Source organism: Shewanella japonica, assembly GCF_002075795.1.
GTDB lineage: Bacteria > Pseudomonadota > Gammaproteobacteria > Enterobacterales > Shewanellaceae > Shewanella > Shewanella japonica.
In genome coordinates this window covers 2,145,064-2,171,691 of record NZ_CP020472.1, presented here as the reverse complement: position 1 = coordinate 2,171,691, position 26,628 = coordinate 2,145,064, and the positions used below count along the sequence as shown (strand labels likewise).

The following is a 26,628-nucleotide window of genomic DNA, read 5'->3' as shown; positions in this document are numbered from 1 at the left end:
ATGTTAGCGATAACATATTACCAAATTAGCTTAGTGTCAATTTGACAAATAAAAGCATTGTAAATGATCAAGAGGGACAACAGACGAGGACACAAAAAAGCAGCAAATGATTGCTGCTAATAAAAATTCACTTGGTGTGGTGTGATCAGGCGTTAGGAATGAGCTATGACTTAACCCGGCTCGTTGAATCACGCTGTTTTAATTCAAAATCAAGCACGTGGCGTAAGTCAGACAATTTATCACTCAAGCCTTGATCAAACTTTCCTGTCGTCAACATTGCTATTGCAGCTTCTGCCATGGCTTCAATTGGTTGCTTAACCGTTGTAATGTTGGGCCAAATCGTCGTCGCTATTGGCGTATCATCATAACCTACAACACTAAGTTGCTGAGGGACTTGTATCCCTAAAGAATTTGCCACAGAGATAACCGCTGCCGCCATATCATCATTACTTGCGAAAATAGCTGTTGGCATATTATTACAAGTTAACAACGCCTTAGCCGCGCTTAATCCAGATTTATAACTGAACAAACCTTGCTCAATGTATTCTGGCGGTATAGTTAACTTATTTGAACGCATTGCATCTAAGAAGCCTTGATAACGTAATCGACTTGCTCCTACATCTGGATGTCCAATAATAAACGCTATATCTCTATGCCCTTGCTCTATCAATAGATTAGTCATTTCAAAAGCGGCTTGATAATCATCCATACAAACAAATGGGGATTGAGTCAGCTCGACATCAGGTGAAACACGAATGTAAGGAACGTTCAATGCTTTAAGCTCATTTAGAATTTCAATATTATTGCAAAATGGCGGCAATAAAATGACGCCATCGACACGGGTTTCTTCAACGAGATCACGAGTAATAGTCAGTTTTTCTACCTGAGTCCCTTCACATTCATCAACGACTAAATGATAACCACGCTGCCGACAGCTTTTTAACGCTGACATCATAAACTGACTGACATAACCACCTTGGCTAGGGTTTTCGTACAGTAATCCAATGAAGTAAGATTTTGCACTGGCTAAGCGACGAGCCGAAATATTTGGTCTGTAATGTAATTTATTGGCCGCCTCTTTAACTTTTAAACGCGTTTTATCACTGACCTTTTCATCATTGTTCAACACTCGAGAAACTGTCATTTTTGATACACCAGCTAATTCAGCAACATCCTGAATCGTGGATTTTGTTTTAGAATTACTCTTACTTATTGGACTCATTACAGACTCGCCAGCAGCTTAAAAATGTTACGAAATTCAAATGTAACAATACGAAGGAAAAAATAACAGGATTACTCAACAAATAACCCAGTTTGAACTTATTAAAATTATCTGTTTATGCTTTATTAAGACAAAACATACCAATATAAAACGAATAGAAACATAGCAATAAGTAACATTAATCTTATAAAGTGCCAAACAAGAATAATTATGATACCGATAACTTACAAAAACGATTAATCATTGCTTGCGTCTTAAGCACTATGTTATTAAAAACGCTTAAGCATCCATATATCACAGCCACCATGAATAGTTCCTGTAAGAGGCTTATCTAAATGTGTAAATCCCATAGATTCATATAAAGAAATAGCAGCTTTCATTGATGCTAAGGTATCTAAATAGCACTGCTCGTATCCTTGAGATTGCGCAAAATCCAAACACACTTTAGTAAGTTTTCTACCAATGCCAAAGCCTCTTGATTCTGGTAACAGGAACAATTTTCGTAATTCACAAGTTTGCTCACTGTCATTAAACTTTGCTATTCCACCGCATCCCACAATTTGGCCATTTAATGTGGCTACATAATATTGGCTTTTATTTTCTAAAGAATAATATCGGCTCATTTGACTTACTTCAGGATCTGAAGGACCAAACCCCTCCCCAATTGCACCAAATTCTGTACCTACTTTTGCAATAATATCTGCAACTGTCTGATCTTGATTTGGTGTGATCGGTTTGATTTCAATATTCATTTTTACTCCACTCCAAATTAACTAGCACTTTGTCAAACTCAAAAGGTATCTTCGAGTCAAAAAACTATTGGTTTATTTGGGATTTGATCCATTCCATCCGTGCTTGAAATGCTAATGACATATGCTCAGTCACTATATTAGATGAGAGTTTACCTGCCAAAATATCGTTTGCAGCAGCTTCTATTTCAAAATTAAAACCGATACTTTTACGTTTATCAGTAAACTCTGAGATTAGCTCATCTCCCTGATATAAAAAGCACTGACTTGCTCGCCAAAAGTCTGGAATAGCAATATAACCTTTGTCACCAATGATGTAAGCCCAATTCTGTAATTTGCATCTAAAAGATGTAGCTAAGGTGGCCGTTACATTTTCATATTCAAATATGAAAGCTGCATCATTTTCGATTCCATTAGGTGCCAGATGTGAGGTAACAAATCCTGATATTGGCGTTTCATTAATGAAAAGTTGAGTAATGGCAATAGGATATACTCCCATATCATATACACAGCCACCAGCAAGCTCTTTGGCATACTCTCTTGAGTTAGGTTCATAAGCCTGCGGATAACCAAAATCAGCTTTAATGTGCATTAAATTGCCAATATGTCCTTCTTTAACCCATTCCTTTGCTTGCTGAATCGCTGGTAAAAAATACGTCCACATTCCTTCTAACAAATAAACTTTTTTTTGCTTTGCTAATTGATAAAGTGCCTTTGCTTCTTCAGTAGAGATGGTAATTGGCTTTTCACACAGTACGGCCTTTCCTGCCAGAATTGCAGCCTTTGCTTGCTCGAAATGAAAATTGTGTGGGGTCGCAATATAAATAGCATCGACATTTTCATCATTGAATAAACTGTCATAATCTCCGTAAGATTGACAAATATCATATTGCGTCTTAAAAGCTTCAGCTCTTTTAGAGTCACGTGCTGCGATGGCATATAATCTGCTATTGTCGACATATGACATATCTGCAGCAAATTGATGAGCAATCCTACCTGCCCCAATAATTCCCCAGCTAACTTGCTTCATTTCTAATCCTTATTTGTTCATTATTTATCCCACTCTGATTGTTCTGAGTCGCATGGACAAAATATAATCAATAATCTTCCGTAACTTTTTAAACCAAAATAATAGTCCAAGCTTATCCATTTAATGAAAGGCATGAGCAAGATTAACTTTTATCATTATCTATTTTTATACTATTGGCGATTAACCGTCACGACAATAAAAAAGCCGTTAATTAGTATTAACGGCGGTTTACCAATACGACAACCAAAGTTATCGCAACTCTTATTTAGCAAGCATTGCATTGATAAGAGCCAATAAAAAGTAATCAATATTCACAAGCGACCTTCTTGTAGAATGAGATTACGTGAAAAAGTATGAACATTAAAAAATCATGCGATTAACATAATTTTCTAATAACTCTTGCTGACCACTTTGCGGTTTAGGGTCAAGCTGCTTAGCTTGGGCGAATTCACTTAAGCCTGCTAAATCTAGCTTGCCATTTAAAATGTTTTGACCTAGTTCACCATCCCAGCCAGCATAGCGTTGCGCAACCTTTTTCTCTAAGGTTGCATCTGTAAACATGTCAGCCGCTTTAAGCAATGCCACAGCAATCGTATCCATACCACCAATATGGCCGTGGAATAGATCATTTGGATCGATACTTTGACGGCGGATTTTGGTATCAAAGTTAAAGCCGCCTGACTTAAAGCCACCACCTTTCAAAATTTCATGCATGATTAATGTCATTTCTTCGACACTATTTGGGAACTGATCCGTATCCCAACCCAGTTGAGGATCACCACGGTTAGCGTCGATAGAGCCAAACACATCAAGTGCAAAGGCATTAGCAATTTCATGATGGAATGAATGCCCTGCAAGCGTTGCGTGGTTCGCTTCGATGTTCACTTGGAACTCTTTTTCTAAACCGTACTGAGATAAGAAACCATGTACCGTAGCTGTATCGTAATCATACTGATGCTTAGTCGGCTCTTGTGGTTTTGGTTCGATTAATAGAGCACCTTTAAATCCAATTTTATGTTTATGTTCAACTACCATGGTAAGGAATCGAGCAAACTGTTCGCGCTCACGCTTTAAATCGGTATTTAATAGCGTTTCGTAACCTTCACGCCCGCCCCATAAAACGTAGTTCTCACCGCCTAGGCGTTGTGTTGCATTCATTGCTGTACAAACTTGGGTTGCGCCATAAGCGAACACTTCAGGGTCTGGATTCGTCGCGCCACCTGACATATAACGCTTATTACTGAATAAGTTTGCAGTACCCCATAGTAACTTCATGCCGGTCTCTTCTTGCTTCTGTGCAAGCACATCCGTCATTTCAGCAAAGTTATTTAGATATTCACGAATGTTGGCACCTTCTGGAGAAACATCTACATCGTGAAAACAGTAATAAGGCACGCCAAGCTTTTGGAAAAACTCAAACGCGACATCGGCTTTTTGTTTTGCCATTGCTAAAGGTTCGCCAGATTCTAACCAAGGACGGTCAAAGGTATTAGCACCAAAAATATCAAAACCATTCCAACAAAAGTTATGCCAGTAACATGCTGCAAAACGCAGATGTTCTTTCATTGTTTTACCTAATACGACTTTATTTTCATCGTAATAACGAAACGCCAAAGGATTAGTTGATTCTGGGCCTTCATATTTTATTTTGCTGACGCCACTAAAGAATTCACTCATAGTTCTCTCCAAACAGTAAGGTAAATACGCATGTAAAAAGTCACTACTTTTTCAATACGCTTATTATTAATCATTAAAATAATGAATTTAGGTTTTGATAAATTTGGCTGAATTTTTCACGACGCTCTTTGTGATGGTTAAATTCGGCTTGATTGGGTTCATATGACTCAACTAATGTTGGTACAGGACAAATATCTTCAATATTGGCATTGGGTGTTACCGCGAGTTGCGCAAGTCGTGCAGCGCCAAGCGCGGGACCAACATCGCCGCCTTGTCGATAAACGAGATTTTGGCCAAGAATATTTGCCAATAATTTGCGCCAATATTCACTTTTAGCACCACCACCTATCAAGGACACTTCATCAGGCTTTACGCCCGATGCATGCAATGCATCGCAGCCATCAGCAAATGCATAGCCCACTCCTTCTAACACGGCTTTAGTCATGTCAGCTCGTTCAGTTGAATGAGTAAGCCCAAAGAAAACACCTTTAGCGTGTGGATTATTGTGTGGCGTGCGTTCGCCACTTAAATAAGGTAAGAAAATAAGATCTGATTGGTTATCTGATTGTTGTTGTGCTAATTCATTTAATAACTCAGGTACACTGACATTACCGACTAAATTTGCTAACCAACTCAAACAAGAAGCAGCACTCAATACAACAGACATTAAATGCCATGTACCAGGAAGCGCATGACAGAAGCTATGAACAGCACTATCTGGGTTAGATTTGTAACCGTCAGTCACCGCAAAATAAACACCGGAAGTCCCAAGAGACAACATAGCTTGACCAGGCTTAATGATGCCTACACCTACCGCACCAGCAGCATTATCACCGCCACCGGCAACGACTGGCACTTGTTTAATACCCCAGCGTTTGGCTAATTCTGGTTTAATGTAACCAGTGATTTCAGACCCTTCATAAAGAGTTGGCATGTGGTCACGAGAAAGGCCTGTAGCAGCCAGTAAATTGTCATCCCAATCTCGCTTCGCCACATCAGTCCATACAGTGCCTGTTGCATCGGATAAATCAGATGCAAATTCACCAGTTAGAAGGTAACGAACATAATCTTTTGGTAATAATACTTTTGCGACCTTATCGAAAATCGCAGGCTCGTTCTCTTTAACCCACAATAACTTTGGCGCAGTAAAACCTGGCATAATCATGTTACCGGTAAGCTGACGAGCATTAGGCACTGATTCCTCAATACTAGAGCACTGCATTGCACTTCGACCATCATTCCATAACATTGCAGGACGAAGTACGTCACCATGATTATCAAGTAATGTTGCGCCATGCATTTGGCCTGAAAGTCCAATTGCTTTTAAATCTGCGAGTTGACCTTTAGCAGCAAGTTTGTCCATTGCTGTCATCGCTGCTTCACCCCAAGACTCAGCAGATTGTTCTGACCATAATGGTTGTGGACGAGAAACGGTGAGCGACACACTCGCTGTATCTACAACAGTGCCGCCTTCAGTGACTAAAACTAGCTTTATACAAGATGTTCCTAAATCAATCCCTAAGTACACAGTCTCTTCCTCGAACAGTTCTTAATTAAGGCTCATTGGAGAACAATACTTCGCCAAATGAAAGTAACATAAACATTACATTAAAATGTTACCGCTCACAATTAAAAAGTTACTTTTTCAAATAATTTTTGCAATAGGTTATAAAAACAATAACTTGAAGAACATCCAATATTGATAAGCAGTCATTAAAAACCGAAACGTAGCAAAAGACATGAAATATGAGATTGTAGATCAGCGAGAAATATCAAAAATAATATCAATTCGTCATCCTTGACATATCTCCCCCTGTTTATTCATTTTTAGATTTAAGAACAAATAACTAAAGCTAAACACTGCATAATGGCTCGGTTTAGTTAAGTGTATTTTAAACAGAGAGCTATGCTTTGCATCAAATATGTAAATGGTTCTTTATTCGGGTTTAGATAATAAGAGTGTTTAACAGCATTCAAGGTTAATAGAATTATTTTAAAGGTCAGCGTTAACTGTTAATGAAAGCTTTAGTGAAAGGAAGAGGGAAAGGGATACGCGTAGTAATAATATTAGCGCCGAAATTTACTGTAAGTTTTGAATGATGACAACATATCAGTCAGCTCAAGAGCTACTCACGATTTAACAGGCTTTCAATTAAAAGTTAATTCATAAACAAAATAACCATTCGCTATGAGAAATATATCATGAGCTAAAAACCATATTATGAGTAACAATAGCTATAACTATCAACCTCATTAACTGGTAGCCTCATTAACTAACAATGCAAATGAAAACGCATCGAAGTTATAGCTTAATAATTAAACTTAACGAACAATTTATCAGCAATATACAGTGACTAATTATCAGGTGATACTGAGCTTTTATTAATCAATATATCTAGAGTTGTAACTGAAACCAAGATTGTGGGATAGGAAATAAAAGCTTAAATAAAGTAGGAGATATCGAAAAATGGAACAAAGAATATGAATTTATAAGTAAAATATAGCTAGCTAAAAAGAAATTATTCTATAGCATCTAGATTTTCAGACATGTAATGCATTCATTGAGAGATAAACTTGAATTAACTACCCTACTCTATAGCAGTTACGCAGCAACAACCTGTGCAATCTTCTTCAGCGGGTTTAATCGATTATGCATCACTTTAATCGTTTCAAATTGCTGTAAAACTTTAGTTTCGGTTAATGGGCACTCTTTAGATAGCACCATAACTAAAGCTGCTTGCAAACTATTTTCTACCACTAATACCAGTACGTTATTACCACTAGCATTTAACAGAAATAGTTTACCAACTTCGCAATAAACACATTCTTGGCTTATTTCAAAAAACCATGATTTCGGCATTTGTGGTTTAAGCAAAAAATGTGAGGCGGTAGCATTTAATGCAGTTTGAACAATCGCCGCATCAGACATATTGACAATTTTAGGTAAGGTTTCAAGCATGTGAATATAGAATTTAGCGTGCTCGACACTAAACTCTGATGTTATTAACGCATCAGGGATGAGAGATTTACTTTTATATGGAGTTAAGAACTCCATGTCAGGACCCAATGAAATACTTAATTGCTTATAGCATTCATTAAATTCCCACTGCCAGTCCTTATTTGGCATTAATAACATTTTTAGTACCTAATTATAAGAATACAGTCTGATAATAGATTATATTTCCAACAATATCAAAAGTTATTTCAAATAATTGATATAGAGATCAAAAAGTTATAACGATCGAAAGATCAAAAACGCGATCGCTATAACTCACTAAGATCTATTATTTAGATCTTAGTATGGTTTTTAAGCTATTAAGATCTTATTTCGCTTTATAAGCATTAACAATATCATTAATTAAACCAGGCCCTTGATAAATAAAGCCTGTATATATTTGAACCAATTGCGATCCTGCATCGAATTTAGCTAATGCATCTTCTGCACTATTAATTCCACCGACGCCAATAATTGGGATCTCACCGTTCAAAAATTCAGCTAATTGTTTGATCACTTTAGTTGAAAGATCAGTTAATGGCTTACCGCTTAACCCACCCATCTCATTTGCATTATCTAAACCAACGACTGCATCACGAGTTAATGTGGTGTTTGTGGCAATAGCACCATCAAATTTACTCTTTAATAAAGACTGAGCAATTTTTTCAATCTCTTCTGTTGTTAAATCTGGCGCAATTTTAAGCGCAATAGGAACATACTTATTGTGTTTTTCAGCTAATTCAGCTTGCTTTGCTTTTAAAGAACTTAATAAGTCATCTAAAAGCTCACCATACTGTAAAGTACGCAAACCTGGTGTGTTTGGTGAAGAAATATTTACTGCAATATAATCTGAATGCTGATAAACCTTCTCCATACAAATTAGGTAATCATTTTTACCTTCATCAACTGGAGTATCTTTATTTTTACCGATATTAACACCAACAATAATGTCAGTTTTCTTAGCCATTAAATTTCTAACTAAGTTATCAACACCTTTATTGTTAAAACCCATTCGATTGATAATCGCTTTAGCAGGTTTAAGTCTAAATAAACGTGGTTGTTCGTTACCAGGTTGAGGACGTGGTGTTACAGTCCCTACTTCAACGTGACCGAAGCCCATTGCATGAAATGCATCAATTGATTCGCCATCTTTGTCTAAGCCCGCAGCAAGCCCTACAGGGTTATTAAATGTAATTCCCATGCATGTGACTGGAGCAGCACTTACATTTTGACTATAAAATAGGTTTAAAGGGTTGTTTCCAGTGTTTTTTAAACTTCCAATAGCGATGTTATGCGCTACTTCTGGATCCATTTGAAACATCACTTTTTGTGCAACTTTGTAAAAAAACATGCTTTCTCCTAAACCTAAAAAAAGCCCCGGCTATTTGCCAGGGCTTGTTCACTTATTATAAATAATTATCTTGGGCCTTCGCAATGAAGGATCAATAAATTAAGTTCACGTAACGCCACCGAGAATTTTGCGAAATCATGGCTTTGAGACACTTTAAAGTCCGCTAGTAGATGGAACCAGCGTTCCAATAGCTTCTCATTATTATCAATCCACTGCTGAATGATTGTGTCTGCATTGCACGTATCAGTACATGCTCTAAGTACTGTAGAGCTCAATGCTCGTTGCTGCCAATCAAGCTCTTCTCTGAAGGCTGCACGTGCTAAAGCTTGCCAATGATTCGATACAGGTTGATTGCTGATTTGTTCTAGGAACCAATGCAATTCAACTTTCGCACCCAATCTGAAGTAAGTTTCTGCCACTAATTGAACAGTCTTTCCTTCGAGTTCAGCAATCTGAGCAATATCTAACGCTGAAAATAATGTACTCATTTTAGCAACAACTTGCGCTAATGACTCAGGTACACCTTGCTCTGTTAGTGATTTTATTTCACTTGAAATCGCAATCACTTCTGCAGCAATCATATATTGATCAACATTGGCTTTTAACTCTTCAAATACTGGTTTGAAGAATGCCACTGTTTGCTCAATGTTCTCACCTTTATTGCGGTGACGAATAAACCAACGACAGGCTCTACGCATATTACGACGTAGTTGATGTAGCATCTCACTTTGCACATCAGCCGATACGACGCCATTGAGCTCAGTGATTGACTGAGTTAACTCTGCTAGACCAAAAACTTCACGGGCCATAGTATAGCAAATAGCAGCCTCTGCGACTGTGGCACCTGTCTCATCTTGCATGCGTTGAACGAAATTAAAGCCCATGTCATTAACCAATTCATTGGCTAATGATGTTGCGATAATTTCACCACGCAGTGGATGTGCAATCATTTTGTCAGCATATTTAGCTTGTAATTGCTGCGGGAAATAATCCGTAAGCAACTTACTTAAGAAAGTATCTTCGGTAATTTCTTCAGTCACTAACTGCTCTTTCAGCACCATTTTACCGTAAGCCACCAATACTGATAACTCAGGTCTAGTCAGTGGGCGATTATTAGCTAAACGCTCGGCAAGCTCATCATCAGTCGGTAAGAATTCAAGCGCTCTATCTAATTTGCCATCTTTTTCAAGATATTGGATATAGCGTATGTGCTCTTTTAACTGAGAAATGCCATGGGCTTGAGTGACTGAAATAGTACGAGTTTGGTCGTTACAATCTTGAAGTACAATTTCACCAACTTCATCGGTCATGTCTTCAAGTAAACGGTTACGTTGCTTAACAGTCAGTTCGCCGTCAGCAACCAATGTATTAAGTAAAATCTTAATGTTAACTTCGTTATCTGAGCAGTCTACGCCGCCAACGTTATCAACAAAGTCGGTATTGACTCGGCCGCCATTGGCTGCAAATTCAATACGACCTAATTGTGTCGCACCTAAGTTACCGCCTTCACCAATGATTTTAGCTTTCAGTTCATTACCATTTACTCGAATAGCATCATTAGCACGATCACCAACTTCAGCATGTGTTTCTGAAGTTGCTTTAACGTAAGTTCCGATACCACCATTCCAAATTAAATCGACACGCATTTTCAGTAATGCTTGCATCAATTGATTTGGCGTCATGGTGTCTAAATCAGTTTCAAGCATCGCTTTAATTTCTTTAGTCAGCTTCAATGATTTAGCTGAACGTTGGAAAATAGCACTGCCCTTAGACATTAACTTAGTGTTGTAATCTTCCCAGCTTGAACGTGGTAAGTTAAATAAGCGTTCACGCTCAAGATAACTTTTCTCCACATCCGGATTTGGGTCAACGAAGATATGCATATGGTTAAATGCAGCCACTAATTTAGTGTGACGCGATAACAGCATACCGTTACCAAATACGTCGCCCGCCATGTCGCCAACCGCTAAGCAGGTAAAGTCTGTGGTTTGACAGTCAATGCCTTCTTCACGGAAGTGACGTTTAACCGACTCCCATGCCCCTTTTGCAGTAATGCCCATTTTTTTATGGTCATAACCATTACTACCACCCGATGCAAAGGCATCACCAAGCCAGAAATCGTATTCGATAGCAATTTCATTAGCAATGTCAGAGAAAGTCGCTGTGCCTTTATCAGCTGCAACAACAAGGTAAGCATCATCTTCATCGTGACGGACCACATCTTTAGGTGGCACGACATTACCTTCGATAATGTTATCGCTTATATCGAGTAAGCCACGAATAAATAGACGGTAACATGCTTGGCCTTCATTAAAGAACGCTTCACGTCCCCCATCAGTAGGGAGTTGTTTACAAACAAAACCACCTTTAGCACCCACTGGAACAATGACGGTGTTTTTAACTTGTTGCGCTTTTACAAGGCCGAGTACTTCGGTACGAAAATCTTCTCGTCTATCAGACCAACGTAATCCACCACGTGCGACTTTACCTCCACGTAAATGAACACCTTCAACACGCGGCGAATACACAAAGATTTCAAACTTTGGTAATGGGCGTGGCATCTCTGGGATATCTTCTGGCGAAAACTTAAACGAGATATAAGGCTTATTGATACCTGTTTCTAAAGTTTGATAGAAGTTAGTACGCAATGTGGCATTAATTAAATCTAAATAACGACGAATAATACGGTCGTCATCCAAACTTGAAACATCTTCAAGACGTAAATCAACTTGCTCTAGGAACTTGCTCAAGGTACGAGTTTTGAGCTTAGGATTGAATTTACGAATAAACATTTTAACCAACAAATCAGCAATTTGTGGGTAACGATTGAATGTTTCTTCAATGTAAGACTGACTGAAAGTCGCATCAATTTGGCGCATATATTTTGCATATGCACGTAAAATAGACACTTCGCGACCGGTTAAGCTAGTCGCTAAAATCATGCGGTTAAATCCATCATCTTCCAGCTCTTTATCCCAAACTTGAGATAACGCATTTTGGAAGCGATCTTGACTGTCCGCTAAATTGTCGACTGCAGCACCTTGAACTGTCATTAAGAAATCTAAAATCCAGTATGTATGGCCATCAGCTGTTTTCACTTCATATGGGCGCTCGTTAATCACACGCAAACCGAAGTTTTCAAGCATAGGTAGCACATCAGAAAGATGAATTGGCTCATCTTTATGGAACAGTTTTAACCTAACTTTATTGTCATTTAATGCCGTTTCTTGAGGCTGATAGAACAACATTCCTAACTTATGTTCATCATTTAATGCTTCAAGGTGTTGAATATCAACCACAGCTGAACTTGGTAGAACATCTTCTTTATAGCTTGGTGAAAATGCATTTAAGTAACGCTTGGTTAATCCAGTACCAGACTGTTCACCTAAGGCATTATTTAAAGAACTGTGTAATTTATCTTCCCAAGAGCGAGCAGCTTCAATTAGGTTTTTCTCAATAGCTGCCACATCGACATCCATATTATTATTATCAACTTTGATGATGTAATGCGTACGCGCTAAAGTTGATTCAGAAAAGTAAGTAGTAAATTCAACATCTTCACTACTGTTAAAATGCTGAGCTAAAATACGTTGTGTATCTTGACGTAACTTAGTGTTGTAGCGGTCTTTTGATACATACACCAAACAAGATAAGAAACGACCAAAGCCATCTTTACGGACAAATAATTTTAATTTGTCACGATCTTGCATTTCTAGAACACCACGAGCTATATCAGCGAGTTGATTTTCTTTAGCTTGTATTAGCTCATCACGTGGTAAGTTCTCAAGGATATTCATCAAGGCTTTATAGTCATGGGAGCGAGGCGCTAAACCTGATTGCTCCATAACACGCTCAACTTTACCCGCAAGCAAAGGAATTTCGCGAGGGCTACGGTTATATAAGTTAGATGCATATAAACCTAAGAAGCGATCTTCACCGATCACGTTTCCGGCTTTATCAAAGCGCTTAATCCCAACATAATCGACATATGCAGGGCGGTGAACACGACTTTTAGTCGAGCTTTTCGTTAATACGAGTAGGCTAGAATCTAATGCTTCTTTACGGGCAGATGCTGAGAACGTTGACAGTAATAAGCCACGGTCACTATGTTGATTGCTTGAACGTCCCATCAAACCAAGGCTTGATTCTAAATCTGGAACAAGCTCAACATCACCTTCTACTCGCTTAAGCTCATAATAACGATAACCTAGCAGTGTGAAATGATGATTATTCAAGTAGGTTAAAAAGTTAGTCGCTTCTTCCATTTCGGCTTTTTCACCAGGAAATGGCTGCTTAGGTAACTTTTTAATGGTTTCTGATAATTTGTCAGACATCTGTTGCCAATCATCAACAGATGACACGACATCGGCAAAAACTGACTCTAGTTCTTTACCAATGGCTTTAATATCTTTTTCACTGCTTTGACGGTCAATTTCAATTAAAAATACCGCAACATTTTCAGTTGCTTCTGGCGCATCTTTAATAAATGACACTTCTTTAACCAATTCCTCATCACGTTGTAAAGCAAGTGGTGTATGTAACACCATATGCGCCGTAATGCCCATGCGGTTTAATGCCATAGTCACTGAATCAACCAAAAATGGCATATCAGGTTGAATAATTTCAATAATACTATGGGTAGACTGCCAGCCATGTTTTGACTGACTTGGGTTAAACACACGGATGTGGCTGTTGGTTTCAGCAGATTTATTGAGGGCATTCCAAAGGCTTAATACTGCACCATAAAGGTCGCTGTCATTACGAGCATTTAAGTCGTCTTTAGACATATGTGCATATATACAATTGGCAAATTGCTCAACTTGTTTAGCTTGAGAATTAGGGATTTTTTTATGAATTAAATTGACTACATTTTCTAGTAGTACTGAAGGCATTGCATCTTTAAAGGCCATGTTGCAGTTTCCTTAAGCGTTTATGGCAGCGCTTTTATCATTATATTGGATGCTTCGGCTTGTTGATTCAGTTTTAGAACTGAGATCTGGAGCAAAGTTTATTACTAATTTAATGCTATTTCGAGCACTATTTTAGTGGTAGATCCTCTAAAATCCTTGTTAACACAGCAATTATAGTCACTATTTGACCAATCAAGCGTTTAGATAGAGTAAGTATGCAAAAAAAAAGAGGAGCTAAGCTCCTCTTTATAATTCTAAACCGTTTAGCTACTTGGGTTTGCGCCAAAATACTGCTGATAATGCAGGTAAAATAATTATCGCACCCAACATATTCACTAAAAACATGAAAGTTAACAAAATACCCATGTCCATTTGGAACTTAAGTGCCGAGAAGAACCAAGTACTTACACCAATGGCTAATGTTAAGCCTGTAAAGATAACCGCACTACCTCGTTCAACAAGTGCTTCGAAGTACGCTTGTTGAACTGCCATTCCTTGGGTTAATTTGCCGGACATGGTCGATAAAATATAAATACCGTAATCAACACCAATCCCGACACCTAACGCAATAACAGGTAACGTACTCACTGCAAGACCAATATCTAACCAAGTCATTAATGCTTGAGCTAAAGTCGACACGACATACAAAGGCACGATGACTGCTATGGTGGCTTTAATTGAACGGAAACTTATCAAACAAAGAACAAATACAGCGCCATACACATAAATCATCATAGGCAATTGCGCTTCACTGACAGCTTCATTAGTGGCAGCCATTACTCCTACAGGTCCTGATGCCAGTTTAAATTGCAAGGTATCAGTGTTTAGTTGTGCTGCAACTTGTTTAACTTTTGCTGTAACAACTTCAATCGTTTCTGCTTTATGATCCTTTAAGAAAAGAAACACTGGCATGACCGAACAGTTACCATTAAGCAAACCAGATGTAGTAGGCACCCGCCCTACAGCTTAAACCAAACTTGCTGTAGTACGTGGAAGCACTTGCCATTTAGGATTACCTTCATTAAAGCCAGCATTCACCTGCTTCGACACCGACGCAAGACTTGCTGTTGACTCAACACCTGGCGTATTACCTACCATCCATTCAAATTGGTCTATCTCATTAAGAATCGAATGATAAGTACACGCTTCAGGTGTCGCCTCAACAATTACCGTCATGTAATCGGTAGTAATTGAGTAATTATCGGTAATATGAAAAGTATCTTGGTTATAACGCGAATCAAGGTGCAATGCTGGCGCTCCGCCTTGTAAGTCACCAATTTTCATATTGCTAGCTTGCTGAAAACCAAAGGCATAAAGCAGTGCCGTACAGGCTAATACTACACTGGCATATTTTGGCGTTGCAAAACGTGATAGCGACCTCCATAAGCCTTCAATTTTTGCTTTTTTAACTGGGTCTTCTTTTTCTGGCTTTATCGTGGTGTATGAAATCACCAAAGGCAATAAAATGAGATTGGTTAAAATAATAACCGCAACACCTAAGGATGCTGAAATAGCTAGCTCACGGATAATGCCGATATCAATAGCTAATAAGGTTAAAAAGCCCACTGTGTCAGACAGTAATGCGACGCCACCTGGAACTAATAAACTGCGAAAAGCTGACGCTGAAGCGGCTTTTGTATTTTGACCATCAATAACACGACGTCTAACAGCATTAATCATTTGTACGCCATGACTTACACCAATAGCAAATACCAGGAAAGGTACAAGAATTGACATAGGGTCAAGTCCGAAACCCACTACCGTTAATAATCCCAATTGCCAGCAAACTGCAACCAAGCTACAAATCAAAGGCAATAAAGTTAAAATTAATGACTTAGAAAAAAGGTAAACCATGACAGCGGTGATTAAAATCGCAATCAAGAAGAAAAGTAAAACGCCTTTTGCACCTTCAGCGACATCACCTGCCATTTTAGCAAAACCAATAATATGAATTTTTATCGTATCAGTTTCGTATTTACCCCGTAGCTCTTCTTCAAGTTGCTTAGCAAATTGAATGGTATTCAATGGTTTGGTGGTAATATCTTTTTCTGCGCCTTCAGACTCTGCCATTTCTTCGTCAGTTTTGGCCACAAAATCCATTAACTGAGCCGTTAACATGGCTGATGAGTAGTCATTTGATACTAAACGTCCAACAATTCCTGCCTTTTCAACGTTATCTCGGACTACATTTAAGCCGTATTCATCATTACGAAAGTCTGCTGGAATGACAGGGCCGCCAGCAAAACCGTCTTCAACGACTTCAGTAAAGCGAGTTGATGGCGAATAAAGTGATTTAACTTGAGAACATTCAACTCCAGGGATGAAAAATAATTGATCGTGAACGTTTTTAAGTGTTTCGAAGTATTCAGGGTTAAAAATATTGCCACTGGTATCTTCAACAGACACCATAATCCTATTCGCCCCACCAAAATCTTTTTGATGTTTGGTATACGTTTTCATGTACTCATGATTCAGCGGAATATTTTTGCTGAACGCCGCATCCATTTTTAATTGGCTAGCTTGGTAACCCAAAAAAATTGTAATGAGTATGAATGACAAAATCACCCACATACGGTTTCTGAAAAGATGGGTTTCAAATCCATTGACCAGTTTTTCTAACATCTTATCGGCCCTATTATTGTTGTTTTATTTTTATGTTTATCTAACGTAAATCAAATATCAGTCTAAAATGAATTTCAATGTCAAAGCCTAGAACTTATCTTGAATAACTCGATTAAACTTAGCCTAAATTATCTATTTAAGCTGAAATAACCCTTTAGAACCTGCAAACCAAAGTTCACCTTTAGCGTCACTTTCGATTGCTACAATGTTTTCGCCTTGTCTTCGAGTGACAATTTTAGCGGCATCGTTAGTATCAAGCTCAATCACCACCCCAGCGTTACCCACTAAATAGACTAAGTTATCTTTGATATAGGCATTATTAATGGATGACTTAACAGGCAGTGCGATTTCATTCCACTGAGTAAATTGTTTATCAGTTTTAAACACGTGACCACGAAGCCCCATGACATAAATAGCATCGTTTGTTTCAATAGCATTAAACATAGACCCCTCATAATAAAAATCTTTGGTCTCAAATGTTTGGCCATTATTATTTGAAGTTGCTACTAACCCAAGTTCACCAACCATGAGCAGTTGAGTATCACTTAATTGAATAACACGGTTAAAATGCGGTAATAATGCAGCTCGCTCTGATAGATACAATGCTTCATCTTCTGCTTTTAAATCTGCTAAATAGGAAACATCTTCCGGAAATAGTAGCTCTTCATGAAACTCTTCCTGCCATTGCTTACCACCATCGGTTGTGCGATAAAACAAACCATAAGCACCCACTGCGATGCCTTCATTTTCATTGAAGAATAAAATATCAAGTAATGGCTTTTCTACTTCGATAGACTGAAACTGTACTTGCCAAGTCAACCCACCATCTTCGGTGTGAATAATGGTGGCATCATGACCAACTGCCCATCCCTTTTTGTCATCAAGAAAGAACACTTTAGTTAATTGTGAGATGACTGGCGTAGCAACTTGTTGCCATTGATTATCTTGCTTAACAAGCACATGCCCTCTTTCTCCCACGGCAACAAGGCTGTTACCTGCTTTGGCTAAATCAAGAACAAGAGAAGATTGCGCTAAAGGTTGGATCTGAACAGAAAGTGGATCGAATTGAGCATGGACTGGCGCTTGAGCTAAAAAACAACTGGCACTAAAAGCGACAACATTGCGAAGTGTGCGGAACGACATACAAACTTCCTTAGAAATTGTAGGGGCGCATTGCGCCCCTATTTGGTCTTAACGAATACCTGCACGGCGAAGCGCATCAGGCGTGAAGTTAGCTTCAGAAAGGTTTGCATCAAAATCATACATGCGCCCTTCGTTGTCTAACCCCATCGCTAAGTAACGACGAGATTGTAAATCATGGAAGATTTCTAACGTGCTCCAATGGGTCGGAACTTCATAGTAGTTAATCGAGTGCGCAGTACCTACACGGTATAACTCATCACGGTTATCGTACATATCCGTTAGTGAAACCTGCCAAGAATCTTCATCGATGTAGAAAACACGTGTTTTATAGATATGGCGCATACCATCTTTAAGGGTTGCTTTAACTTCCCATACACGGTGTTTTTCCCAACGAGCAAACTCTGGATTAATATGGCCAGGTGTTAAGATTTGATCGTATTCAAGTGCGTCAGAGTGAAGCTTGTAATCATTATATGGGATATAAAGCTCTTTCTTGCCGACTAATTCCCAGTTATAACGCACTGGAGAACCGTTAAACATATCAAAGTCATCAGTGGTTCTTAAACCATCTGAAACAGTACCTGGAGTATCAAAGGCAACGTTTGGTGCTTTACGTACACGACGTTGTCCTGTGTTATAGGTCCAAGCCTGACGTGGAAGCGCTTCTTGATCCATCGTTTCTTTTACAAGTAGTGCCGTACCCGCTAGACGCGCAGGTTGACGTACAACTTGCTTGAAGAAGAACAAGGTGTTCGACTCTTTTAATTGATCTAACGTCACTTCTGGACGGCTATAACTGAAACGAATTTCTTCAGCAGTTTCAATCAATGTGTACGAACCACTTGCTGTTGGAGCCGCTTGGCTACGTGCAGTTTTAATATCGACACCACGATAGCGAAGAATATGGTTCCAAATGACCTCTAACCCGTTATTTGGAATTGGAAACGGTACACTGATCGACGCACCACTTACACCATTACCATTTGCTACAAGTTCAGCATTTAATGCATTAGCCTTAGTTGCATCATAAACATACTGAGGCAGCGAGGCTGTACGGCGAGTCTCGTAAACATTCATTTTGTATGTATCTGGATACAGTTCAAAAAGCTTGTTTTGGCCCGGCGTTAAAAATTCAGCATATTGCGCTTTATTTGCATTAGTAATGGTGAATAAAATTTTATCTGAAGGAAAAGGATCTGGATGATGCATTCCTTTTTCATATCCAGCAACTGGAGAAGTAATGCCGTTATCCCAAGCAGGGATAGAACCATCAGCATTACCTGCTTTAACAGCACCCACTGGAGTAAGCTCATTACCCAATTTCGCTGCTTCAGCTTCAGATACTTTCGCCATCGCTGCAGGAGCGCTAAACGCCATGATTACTGCAGCCGATAATATCGTCAGTTTCTTCATTATTATTGTCCTTCTAGATAGAATACTTGACGTTAAACGAGACATAATCTCGGTCAGTCATTGCATTAGTTGTTCCTACACCACCAAAGAAGCTGTTGTAAGAAATATCAGCGCCCCAACGACTGCGGTAATCAAAGTTAACACCGACAGCGACAGACTTACGACCTTCAGTAAATAAGAACATTGGATCTGGTGTAATACCGTCAACATCATGTGAGAAAATCACACGTGGTGACATATTTACACCTGCGAAGATATTATTGTAGTCGGCTTTAGCCACTAAGCGATAACCCCAAGCAAAATCAGTTGGGAATGGATTGGTTTCAGGACCATCATGCAGAGCTTCGATAATACCTGGCATATCAGGATTACCACCAGAACGAGCGGTACCAGGACCATTTAGGCGAAGCTCATCAAAGCCAGGCATGTCATGGATCCACACACCACCAATTTCAGCAAGCATCGTCAGGTTATCCGTACCTAATGTAGGTCCGAATAAATGAGTAAATGTTGCTTGAGCTTGAGTTGTATCAGATAAAATGAAGCCATCAATTGACTCACCAGGTTTAACACCTTCAATTTGTGAGATACCATCTAAGTCAGGACGAAGACCCGCTTCAGCCAATTGTTGAGGCATACCAGCAAACAATAACTCTACGTCATCAATTTGTAATGGCTCATCAACACGGTGAGCAATTTCACCCGCAACCGAAGTATCACCCACTAAAGTGTTAAAGCTGAAACCATAAAGTTGAATATCTTCAGGATAAACAATTTGCGCTTTAGTGAAGGTTTCCATACTTAACAGCAATTCACGGTCAATTTCACCGCCACTTGCAGCTAAACGTCCATAATCACGAGCAACCGCTTCAGAAGTAAAGTTAGAAGCAGTACCACTAATTAAAGGACGACGGCTATGGTAATTCATGTAATACAGACCAAATTCAGTTTCACCTAAACTTGGCGCGTAATAACCTAACTTGATACCATATTGACCATCATCACTTGGCTTGGCTTCATCTTGTACTAATGCAACCTTAGTCGCATATGGCACCATATAAGCGGCATAAGCTGGGTCGAAGTTAGCAGCAGCTGCAGCGCCGTATAAAGCAGAATACTCAGACATTAAAAATTCCATATTAATGTCTGGGTTGGCATTAAAACCTAATTGAGCATTTTGGGCATAACCACCAAAACCGGCAAAATCATTGGTTGCGAAGTTAGAACCAGGTGTAGGTACCCAAATTGGCTCCCAGTCATATTGGTAATAAGCTTCAACCGATAAATTATCTGTAATACCCAAAGAAGCCCACACCATACCTTGTGGACGGAACGCTTCTTTAAGCTCTGCACCTGGTGCATTCAAAATGTTTAAATCCACAGCATTAATAACACCAATGCCATGAGGAATTAGAGTACTTTCGCCCCAAGAAACCACTTGGTTACCAACACGAACAGATAATGGGTTTTGGCCATCATTAAAGTCCCAGTTAGCGTAAACAAAGGCATCTAATAAGCGAACATCTTTACACTGAACTTCTGATGCGCGGTCATCTTCACACGGATCAAATTCGTTACCAGTAAGAGGATCGTTAAAATCATAATCACCATCGTTTAATTTACGATCGTAAAAATACATTCCACGAACGAATAAACCATAATTTTTGTATTCCAACGATAACTCGTGTAAGCCTTTAAAAATTTCTGAGGTGGTATCACCTTGAGAATAAAGTAGATTACTTAAGTCATTGTTACTTGAATATGAGCCTGGTTGGCTCCAGATTTGAGAAGTGGTGTACTTTGGTGTTTGCCCAAAAGGCGCACCAAAAGCAGAATAACCAGACCAATCAAATTGTGGCTGGTTAACTTTACCGATTTGCCCTTCCCAATCACGCTCAGACACACGCCAGCTAGCCCCGACTGTCCAAGTAGAATCGAAAGTGCCTCGTACTTCACCCCAATCAAATGAAACAGCACTAGCGCTACTGCTCATCCCTAAAGTCAATGCCGACATCACCCCCAAAGCGAGTGCCGACTTGTTAAAGCGTCTTTTAACAATATTCATTTTTGCTTCTCTCCGTAACCTGCCGGATTCGTTGTTATAGGATTTGAACCAACATTTTGTTAGCCTGCAGGCAACACCATTGTTACAGCAATTAACATCATTGAGCAAGTTCAAAAAACAGAAAATTTGTTAACGAATTGGTGTAGTTAGGAGATTTTTTGAGAGATTAAACTGAACTTTATTTGAATTAGATCACACGAATTGACTACTAGATGATATTAGTTAATAAATAACAAATAAAATCATAAAGTTAATTGAAACAAGACTTAGCTAATTTACTTTTTTAAAATCAATTGAACGTTTGAAGTATTTACTCTAAATTTTATTTAGAGAAATAAATTTTCCAGAGGCATCCAGTTGCAAAACGAACTGACCTTGAATACCAGAAGTGGTAACAAATGGTCTGAAATATTTACCATTAATGTGTAATAGTTTGCCTCTTACATCCCTCACCTCAACATTTTTTACATAGCCTCGGTAATAAGGAAGGAAGTCTTCAAAACTAATATACATGGAAAAAGTAAATTGCATGGTGAGAAACAAACTCTAGGCGCTGTGATATGAAAGGTAATGCTAATTAATTTGGCAGGTATTGTCACTCGGTAATTGAAGTAATTAATATGAAGATTACCACTGATAACATCACATTATCAGTGGTAATTTATTAAGGGTTAAGCGAGGGCTTTTTCAACTTTTTCAAATAAATCTTTTGATAAATTAGGTAAGCCTTTTAAGCGAAGTAAGCACTGTTTCATTTTTTGCTGACGTTCGAGATCAAACTTACTGAATTGAATCAGTGGCGTTATCATTCTTGCTGCCGTTTGTGGATTCAGCTCATTTAACTTAATTAAAATATCAGTCAAATACTCATACCCAGAGCCATTTGCCTCATGGAATTGGTAAGTGTTTGCCGCCACAAAGAAACCAATCAAAGAACGAACACGATTTGGGTTATTAAAACTAAAGCTTTCATGCTTGGTCAGTGATTTGATAACCTCGAGTACCTCTGGTGTATTTTGAGATGCTTGTAAGCTAAACCACTTATCCATCACTAACGGAGTCGATAACCATTTTTGTTCGAAATCTTGCATTAATGCATCTTTGCAGCTTAATTGACCAGAAACAGCGGCTTTAAGTGCTGCTAAGCTATCGGTCATATTGGCTGCTGCTTTATATTGTTCAGTCACTAACTGTTCATATTCAGAAGACACTCGAGACAACAAGACTAAACAGATGTTTTTAAATGCACGTGCTGCAGGGTTATCTTCAGTAATTAATGAACGATAGCGAGTGACTAACTCATCTAAACAGGCTTCAGCAAGCTCATCTACAACAAACTCTCTAGCAGCTTGTAAAGCATCTAAGTTTACCGTATCAACTTGTTCAATAAGCGCCGCAGCTGTTGGGAAAGCAAGTATTTCAGCAACTAGCGCTTTATCGATATTCTCATCTAAAATTACGCCTCGAACCGCTTCAATAACTCTTGGGTCAAGATGCATTGATTCTTTTGCTGAAAGGCTCTCCACATTTTGCCAAACCGCTTGGCTGAATAAACCAACAGATGCTTCCCAACGAGCGACTTCACTGGTTGCAAATCGAGTTAAGTGCACTAATTGATCGACATTAAATTCATAATCTAGACGCACTGGCGCTGAAAAATCTTGCAGTAATGAAGGCACTGGCATTGACTCAATACCGTCAAAGGTGAAGGTTTGCTCAGTTTGCTTGACTGCCAACACTTGATTATTTATCGACTGACCTTCGGCATCTAATAATTCTACGCTGAAAGGTATATGCAACAATTTGCCTTTCTCGCCTTGTGATTGCACTGATTGTTTAACTGTTAACTGATATTGCTTTTTATCGGCATCAAAGCTGTCTGTCACGCTAACAACGGGGGTACCTGCTTGGCTGTACCAATTTCTAAATAAACCTAAATCGATACCACTCGCTGATTCCATTGCATTAACAAAGTCATCGCAAGTCACAGCTTGTCCATCGTGACGTTCGAAATAGCACTTCATGCCTAATTGGAAATTTTTCTCACCTAAAATGGTGTGCATCATGCGAATGACTTCAGCACCTTTGTTGTAAACAGTCACGGTGTAAAAGTTATTCATCTCAATGACTGATTCTGGACGAATTGGATGCGACATTGGGCCTGCATCTTCAGCAAACTGCTGATTTTTCATAACGCGGATTGCTTGAATACGATTAACAGCACGGGAACCTAAATCAGAGCTAAACTCTTGATCTCTAAATACAGTTAAGCCTTCTTTCAAGCTTAGTTGGAACCAATCACGACACGTGACACGGTTACCCGTCCAGTTATGGAAATACTCATGACCCACGACAGACTCGATACCATGATAATCTTCATCGGTAGCACTTGCTGTGTCAGCTAATACATATTTGGTGTTAAAGACATTCAAGCCTTTATTTTCCATGGCGCCCATGTTGAAAAAGTCAACAGCAACAATCATGTAGATGTCTAAGTCATATTCTAAATCAAAACGGTTTTCATCCCATGCCATCGACTTTTGCAGTGATACCATTGCATGATTAGCTTTGTGTAAATTACCTTTATCGACAAACACCTGTAACTTGACTTCGCGGCCGCTACGAGTAACAAACTTATCTTCTAATAAGTCAAAATCACCCGCGACTAGCGCAAAAAGGTAGCTTGGTTTTGGAAATGGATCTTCCCAGCGGACATAATGACGGCCTGCAGTTGTTTCCCCCTTCTCGACAAGGTTGCCGTTACTTAATAAGAAAGGAAATGCAGTTTTGTCCGCTTCAACTCTCACAGTATAAATAGCAAGGACATCTGGACGGTCTAAGAAATAAGTAATTCTTCTGAAACCTTCGGCTTCACACTGGGTGCAGTATGCGCCATCTGACATATACAAGCCCTCTAGGCTAGAATTAGCCTCAGGATCTTGTAAGGTCACTAGGGTTAATTCAAAGTCATCAAGGTTCGTTTGAATCACTAATTCGTTATTTGCTTCTTGATATTGAGCTTTGTCACCGTTTATCAAAACAGACTGTAAATTTATTTGCTCACCAACCAAGATTAAATTTTCGGTATGTTGACCAACACGTTGCACCTTACTGGTGGCTACAACTGTGGTTTCATTGCCCTTTAAATCGAAATTTAAATCAATATGGCTAATGGTATAAGCGGGTGCTTGGTAATCTTTTAGGTGTTTTGCTTGAGCTTGAGTCATAAATAATCCTTGAATAACACTTAGCAAATTATGCGATAAATTTTACTTAATAAAAAACGCGCTTAAAGCGCGTTTTTTTCTGGCGAAATAATGATTACTTCGCAGCTAGTTTTTTAGCATCAACCATATCTAAAGTGATTAATGCTGTTTCTTCTAAGAACGCATCTGGCACTTCTAATTCATCTTCATCTGACGCGTCTGTTTCACTTTCAGCGGCTTCGCTTTCTGCAACTTCAGTTGTTTCAGTCTCAGCTGACTCTTCATCTTCATCATCTAAAGATGCAAGAGGCTCGAGTCCATTCTTAACACGACGCTCATTGGTACGATCTAGAATACGTTTTTCGTCTTCTTCACGTGATGCAATACGCTCACTTTCAACTAATGAAATCGTCTTATCGTTATGATGCTTTTTAAATTCTGCTATATCATCAAAAATATAACCGAATTCGACATCCGTTTTAATACGTTGCTGATGCTTAGTATCAAGCTTGGTAATCAGCTCAGGATAGATATTGCCTAGTGTTCCGTATTGCGCAACTGGCACTTTATCCCAAGGTAAGGCGTTTTTCTCTTCAGATTCACCATATTCACCCGGCTCTAAGGCACTTGGGAATTTAATGTCAGGAGTTACACCTTTAAGCTGAGTACTGCCACCATTAATACGATAGAACTTTGCGATAGTGTATTGAACATGACCAATTGGTTTTTCATACATATCGTAAATGCGGCCAAGGCTCTTGTGTTGTTGCACAGTACCTTTACCAAAACTTGCTTCACCAACAATGAGTGCACGGTCGTAATCTTGCAGTGCTGCAGCAAAAATTTCTGAAGCTGAAGCGCTATAGCGATCGACCATTACTGTTAGTGGACCGTTGTAAGCACTCTTACCGTCGTTATCACGATTTTGAGTTACGCGGCCATTGGCATCACGAATTTGAACCACTGGGCCCATATCGATGAATAATCCGGTAAGCAAAGTAGCCTCGGTTAACGCACCGCCGCCATTGCCACGTAAATCGATAATAATGCCTTCGACGTTATCTTCTTTCAGTTTGGCAATTTCTTTTTCTACATCTACAGATAAGTTCATGTAGAAACCAGGAATTTGAATAACCCCGACCTTACGGTTGGCATATTCACCTTCTGTTGGTTCAACCACTTTAGATGTTGCAGCTCGGTCTTCTAAGCGAATTTTATCTCGAATGATAGTTACTTCGAAAGTTTTCGCATTAGCGCCACCTTTTTTAGGTAGTATTTGTAAATTAACCTCACTGCCTTTTGGCCCTTTGATTAATTCAACTACATCATCTAATCGCCAGCCGATAACATCAACAATTTCACCGTCTTTTTGGCCTACACCAATGATTTTATCTTCAGGTGATAGTTTTTCACTACTGGCCGCAGGGCCACCAGCAACAAGACTTTTAATGACAGTGTAATCGTCATCCATCTGTAACACAGCACCAATGCCTTCAAGGCTTAGGTTCATTTCCATTTGGAAACGTTCAGCATTACGAGGAGATAAATAACTTGTATGAGGTTCTACTGTACGCGCAAACGCGTTCATCACACCTTGGAATACATCTTCACTGTGAGTTTGGCTCAGACGCTTGATAGCATTGTTATAACGCTTACCGAGCACTTCGACTGTTTCTTCCCAGTCTTTACCAGCAAGTTTAAGATTCAATGCATCGTATTTAACACGCTGACGCCAAAGCTCATTAAGTTCAGCTTCATCTTTTGGCCAAGCAGCTTCTTCACGATCGAACTCATAAGCATCACCAGCTTCGGTAAAGTCGAATTCTTTATCAAGTAAAGTTAACGCATAGGCAAAACGTTCATAGCGACGTTTTTGCAATAAAGAGAACATATCAAAGGCAGGAGCGATATTGCCCGTTTTGACCATATCGTCAAACTGAGTTTGATACTGCTTGAAGCTATCAACATCAGCTTGGGTAAGCACATTACGTCTGAAATCTAACTGTTGCAGATAACGGTCATAAATGAGCTTAGAAAAAGCATCATCAAGTTCAAAGCGATGGTAATGAGAACGGGTAAATAAATTCGTTACTCTTTTACTCGCAACCTTATGTTGAGGCTCTTGCTCAAGTTTGGGTAACTCGTTGATTTGAATAGTGGGTGAAATTGCCCAAGCCGAAAAACCGACAAATAAAGTGGCAATCGACGCAGCCAAAGTGAGTTTTCGCATCAACAAGTTACTCCT

Annotated in this window: 14 protein-coding genes and 1 pseudogene; all 15 read right to left on the bottom strand. The window is 39.1% G+C overall.

The annotated features are described in order from the left end of the window. Positions 1-163 precede the first annotated feature (163 nt). Positions 164-1,222 carry a LacI family DNA-binding transcriptional regulator gene (locus SJ2017_RS09245; RefSeq protein ID WP_065108237.1) on the bottom strand — a complete coding sequence of 353 codons (1,059 nt, stop codon included), beginning with the start codon at positions 1,220-1,222 and terminating at the stop codon, positions 164-166. Between the two features lie 269 nt (positions 1,223-1,491). Further along, positions 1,492-1,974 carry a GNAT family N-acetyltransferase gene (locus SJ2017_RS09240; RefSeq protein ID WP_065108238.1) on the bottom strand — a complete coding sequence of 161 codons (483 nt, stop codon included), beginning with the start codon at positions 1,972-1,974 and terminating at the stop codon, positions 1,492-1,494. Between the two features lie 64 nt (positions 1,975-2,038). Then, positions 2,039-3,001, bottom strand: coding sequence for a Gfo/Idh/MocA family protein (locus tag SJ2017_RS09235; RefSeq protein WP_080915561.1), 963 nt, complete (start codon positions 2,999-3,001; stop codon positions 2,039-2,041). A gap of 360 nt (positions 3,002-3,361) precedes the next feature. Then, positions 3,362-4,678, bottom strand: coding sequence for a xylose isomerase (xylA, locus tag SJ2017_RS09230; RefSeq protein ID WP_080915560.1), 1,317 nt, complete (start codon positions 4,676-4,678; stop codon positions 3,362-3,364). Between the two features lie 73 nt (positions 4,679-4,751). Then, on the bottom strand, positions 4,752-6,206 hold the full coding sequence (gene xylB, locus SJ2017_RS09225; protein WP_080915559.1) for a xylulokinase: 1,455 nt from the start codon (positions 6,204-6,206) through the stop codon (positions 4,752-4,754). A 1,074-nt stretch (positions 6,207-7,280) separates the two neighbouring features. Next, the gene (locus tag SJ2017_RS09220) at positions 7,281-7,814 is read right to left on the bottom strand and encodes a cell division protein ZapC (protein WP_065108241.1); all 534 of its coding nucleotides are present in this window, start codon (positions 7,812-7,814) and stop codon (positions 7,281-7,283) included. Between the two features lie 187 nt (positions 7,815-8,001). Further along, entirely contained in the window at positions 8,002-9,024 is a 1,023-nt protein-coding gene (gene pyrD / locus SJ2017_RS09215) for a quinone-dependent dihydroorotate dehydrogenase (protein ID WP_055024472.1), read from the bottom strand. 65 nt (positions 9,025-9,089) lie between these two features. Continuing rightward, positions 9,090-13,934 carry an NAD-glutamate dehydrogenase gene (locus SJ2017_RS09210; RefSeq protein WP_055024471.1) on the bottom strand — a complete coding sequence of 1,615 codons (4,845 nt, stop codon included), beginning with the start codon at positions 13,932-13,934 and terminating at the stop codon, positions 9,090-9,092. Positions 13,935-14,201: 267 nt separating this feature from the next. After that, a pseudogene (locus SJ2017_RS09205) lies at positions 14,202-16,556 on the bottom strand (efflux RND transporter permease subunit). Positions 16,557-16,688: 132 nt separating this feature from the next. Then, entirely contained in the window at positions 16,689-17,699 is a 1,011-nt protein-coding gene (locus tag SJ2017_RS09200) for a YCF48-related protein (protein ID WP_080915558.1), read from the bottom strand. A 48-nt stretch (positions 17,700-17,747) separates the two neighbouring features. Beyond that, the gene (locus tag SJ2017_RS09195) at positions 17,748-19,112 is read right to left on the bottom strand and encodes a DUF1329 domain-containing protein (RefSeq protein WP_055024468.1); all 1,365 of its coding nucleotides are present in this window, start codon (positions 19,110-19,112) and stop codon (positions 17,748-17,750) included. 13 nt (positions 19,113-19,125) lie between these two features. Beyond that, positions 19,126-21,177 (bottom strand): DUF1302 domain-containing protein, encoded by a 2,052-nt coding sequence (locus SJ2017_RS09190; RefSeq protein WP_080915557.1) that lies wholly within the window; start codon positions 21,175-21,177, stop codon positions 19,126-19,128. 315 nt (positions 21,178-21,492) lie between these two features. After that, entirely contained in the window at positions 21,493-21,708 is a 216-nt protein-coding gene (locus SJ2017_RS09185) for a DUF2835 domain-containing protein (RefSeq protein WP_055024466.1), read from the bottom strand. A gap of 140 nt (positions 21,709-21,848) precedes the next feature. Beyond that, complete coding sequence (pepN, locus tag SJ2017_RS09180; RefSeq protein ID WP_080915556.1) at positions 21,849-24,404, bottom strand: aminopeptidase N; 2,556 nt, start codon at positions 24,402-24,404, stop codon at positions 21,849-21,851. 94 nt (positions 24,405-24,498) lie between these two features. Beyond that, a complete protein-coding gene (gene prc / locus SJ2017_RS09175; protein ID WP_080915555.1) occupies positions 24,499-26,613 on the bottom strand; it encodes a carboxy terminal-processing peptidase in 2,115 nt (704 codons plus the stop codon). Between the last annotated feature and the right edge of the window lie 15 nt (positions 26,614-26,628).

Excerpts from the sequence above, each read along its gene's own strand:
- SJ2017_RS09245 (WP_065108237.1), bottom strand. The coding sequence starts at position 1,222 with ATGAGTCCAATAAGTAAGAGTAATTCTAAAACAAAATCCACGATTCAG.
- SJ2017_RS09240 (WP_065108238.1), bottom strand. The coding sequence starts at position 1,974 with ATGAATATTGAAATCAAACCGATCACACCAAATCAAGATCAGACAGTT.
- SJ2017_RS09235 (WP_080915561.1), bottom strand. The coding sequence starts at position 3,001 with ATGAAGCAAGTTAGCTGGGGAATTATTGGGGCAGGTAGGATTGCTCAT.
- xylA (WP_080915560.1), bottom strand. The coding sequence starts at position 4,678 with ATGAGTGAATTCTTTAGTGGCGTCAGCAAAATAAAATATGAAGGCCCA.
- SJ2017_RS09220 (WP_065108241.1), bottom strand. The coding sequence starts at position 7,814 with ATGTTATTAATGCCAAATAAGGACTGGCAGTGGGAATTTAATGAATGC.
- pyrD (WP_055024472.1), bottom strand. The coding sequence starts at position 9,024 with ATGTTTTTTTACAAAGTTGCACAAAAAGTGATGTTTCAAATGGATCCA.
- SJ2017_RS09210 (WP_055024471.1), bottom strand. The coding sequence starts at position 13,934 with ATGGCCTTTAAAGATGCAATGCCTTCAGTACTACTAGAAAATGTAGTC.
- SJ2017_RS09200 (WP_080915558.1), bottom strand. The coding sequence starts at position 17,699 with ATGTCGTTCCGCACACTTCGCAATGTTGTCGCTTTTAGTGCCAGTTGT.
- SJ2017_RS09195 (WP_055024468.1), bottom strand. The coding sequence starts at position 19,112 with ATGAAGAAACTGACGATATTATCGGCTGCAGTAATCATGGCGTTTAGC.
- SJ2017_RS09190 (WP_080915557.1), bottom strand. The coding sequence starts at position 21,177 with ATGAATATTGTTAAAAGACGCTTTAACAAGTCGGCACTCGCTTTGGGG.
- SJ2017_RS09185 (WP_055024466.1), bottom strand. The coding sequence starts at position 21,708 with ATGCAATTTACTTTTTCCATGTATATTAGTTTTGAAGACTTCCTTCCT.
- pepN (WP_080915556.1), bottom strand. The coding sequence starts at position 24,404 with ATGACTCAAGCTCAAGCAAAACACCTAAAAGATTACCAAGCACCCGCT.
- prc (WP_080915555.1), bottom strand. The coding sequence starts at position 26,613 with ATGCGAAAACTCACTTTGGCTGCGTCGATTGCCACTTTATTTGTCGGT.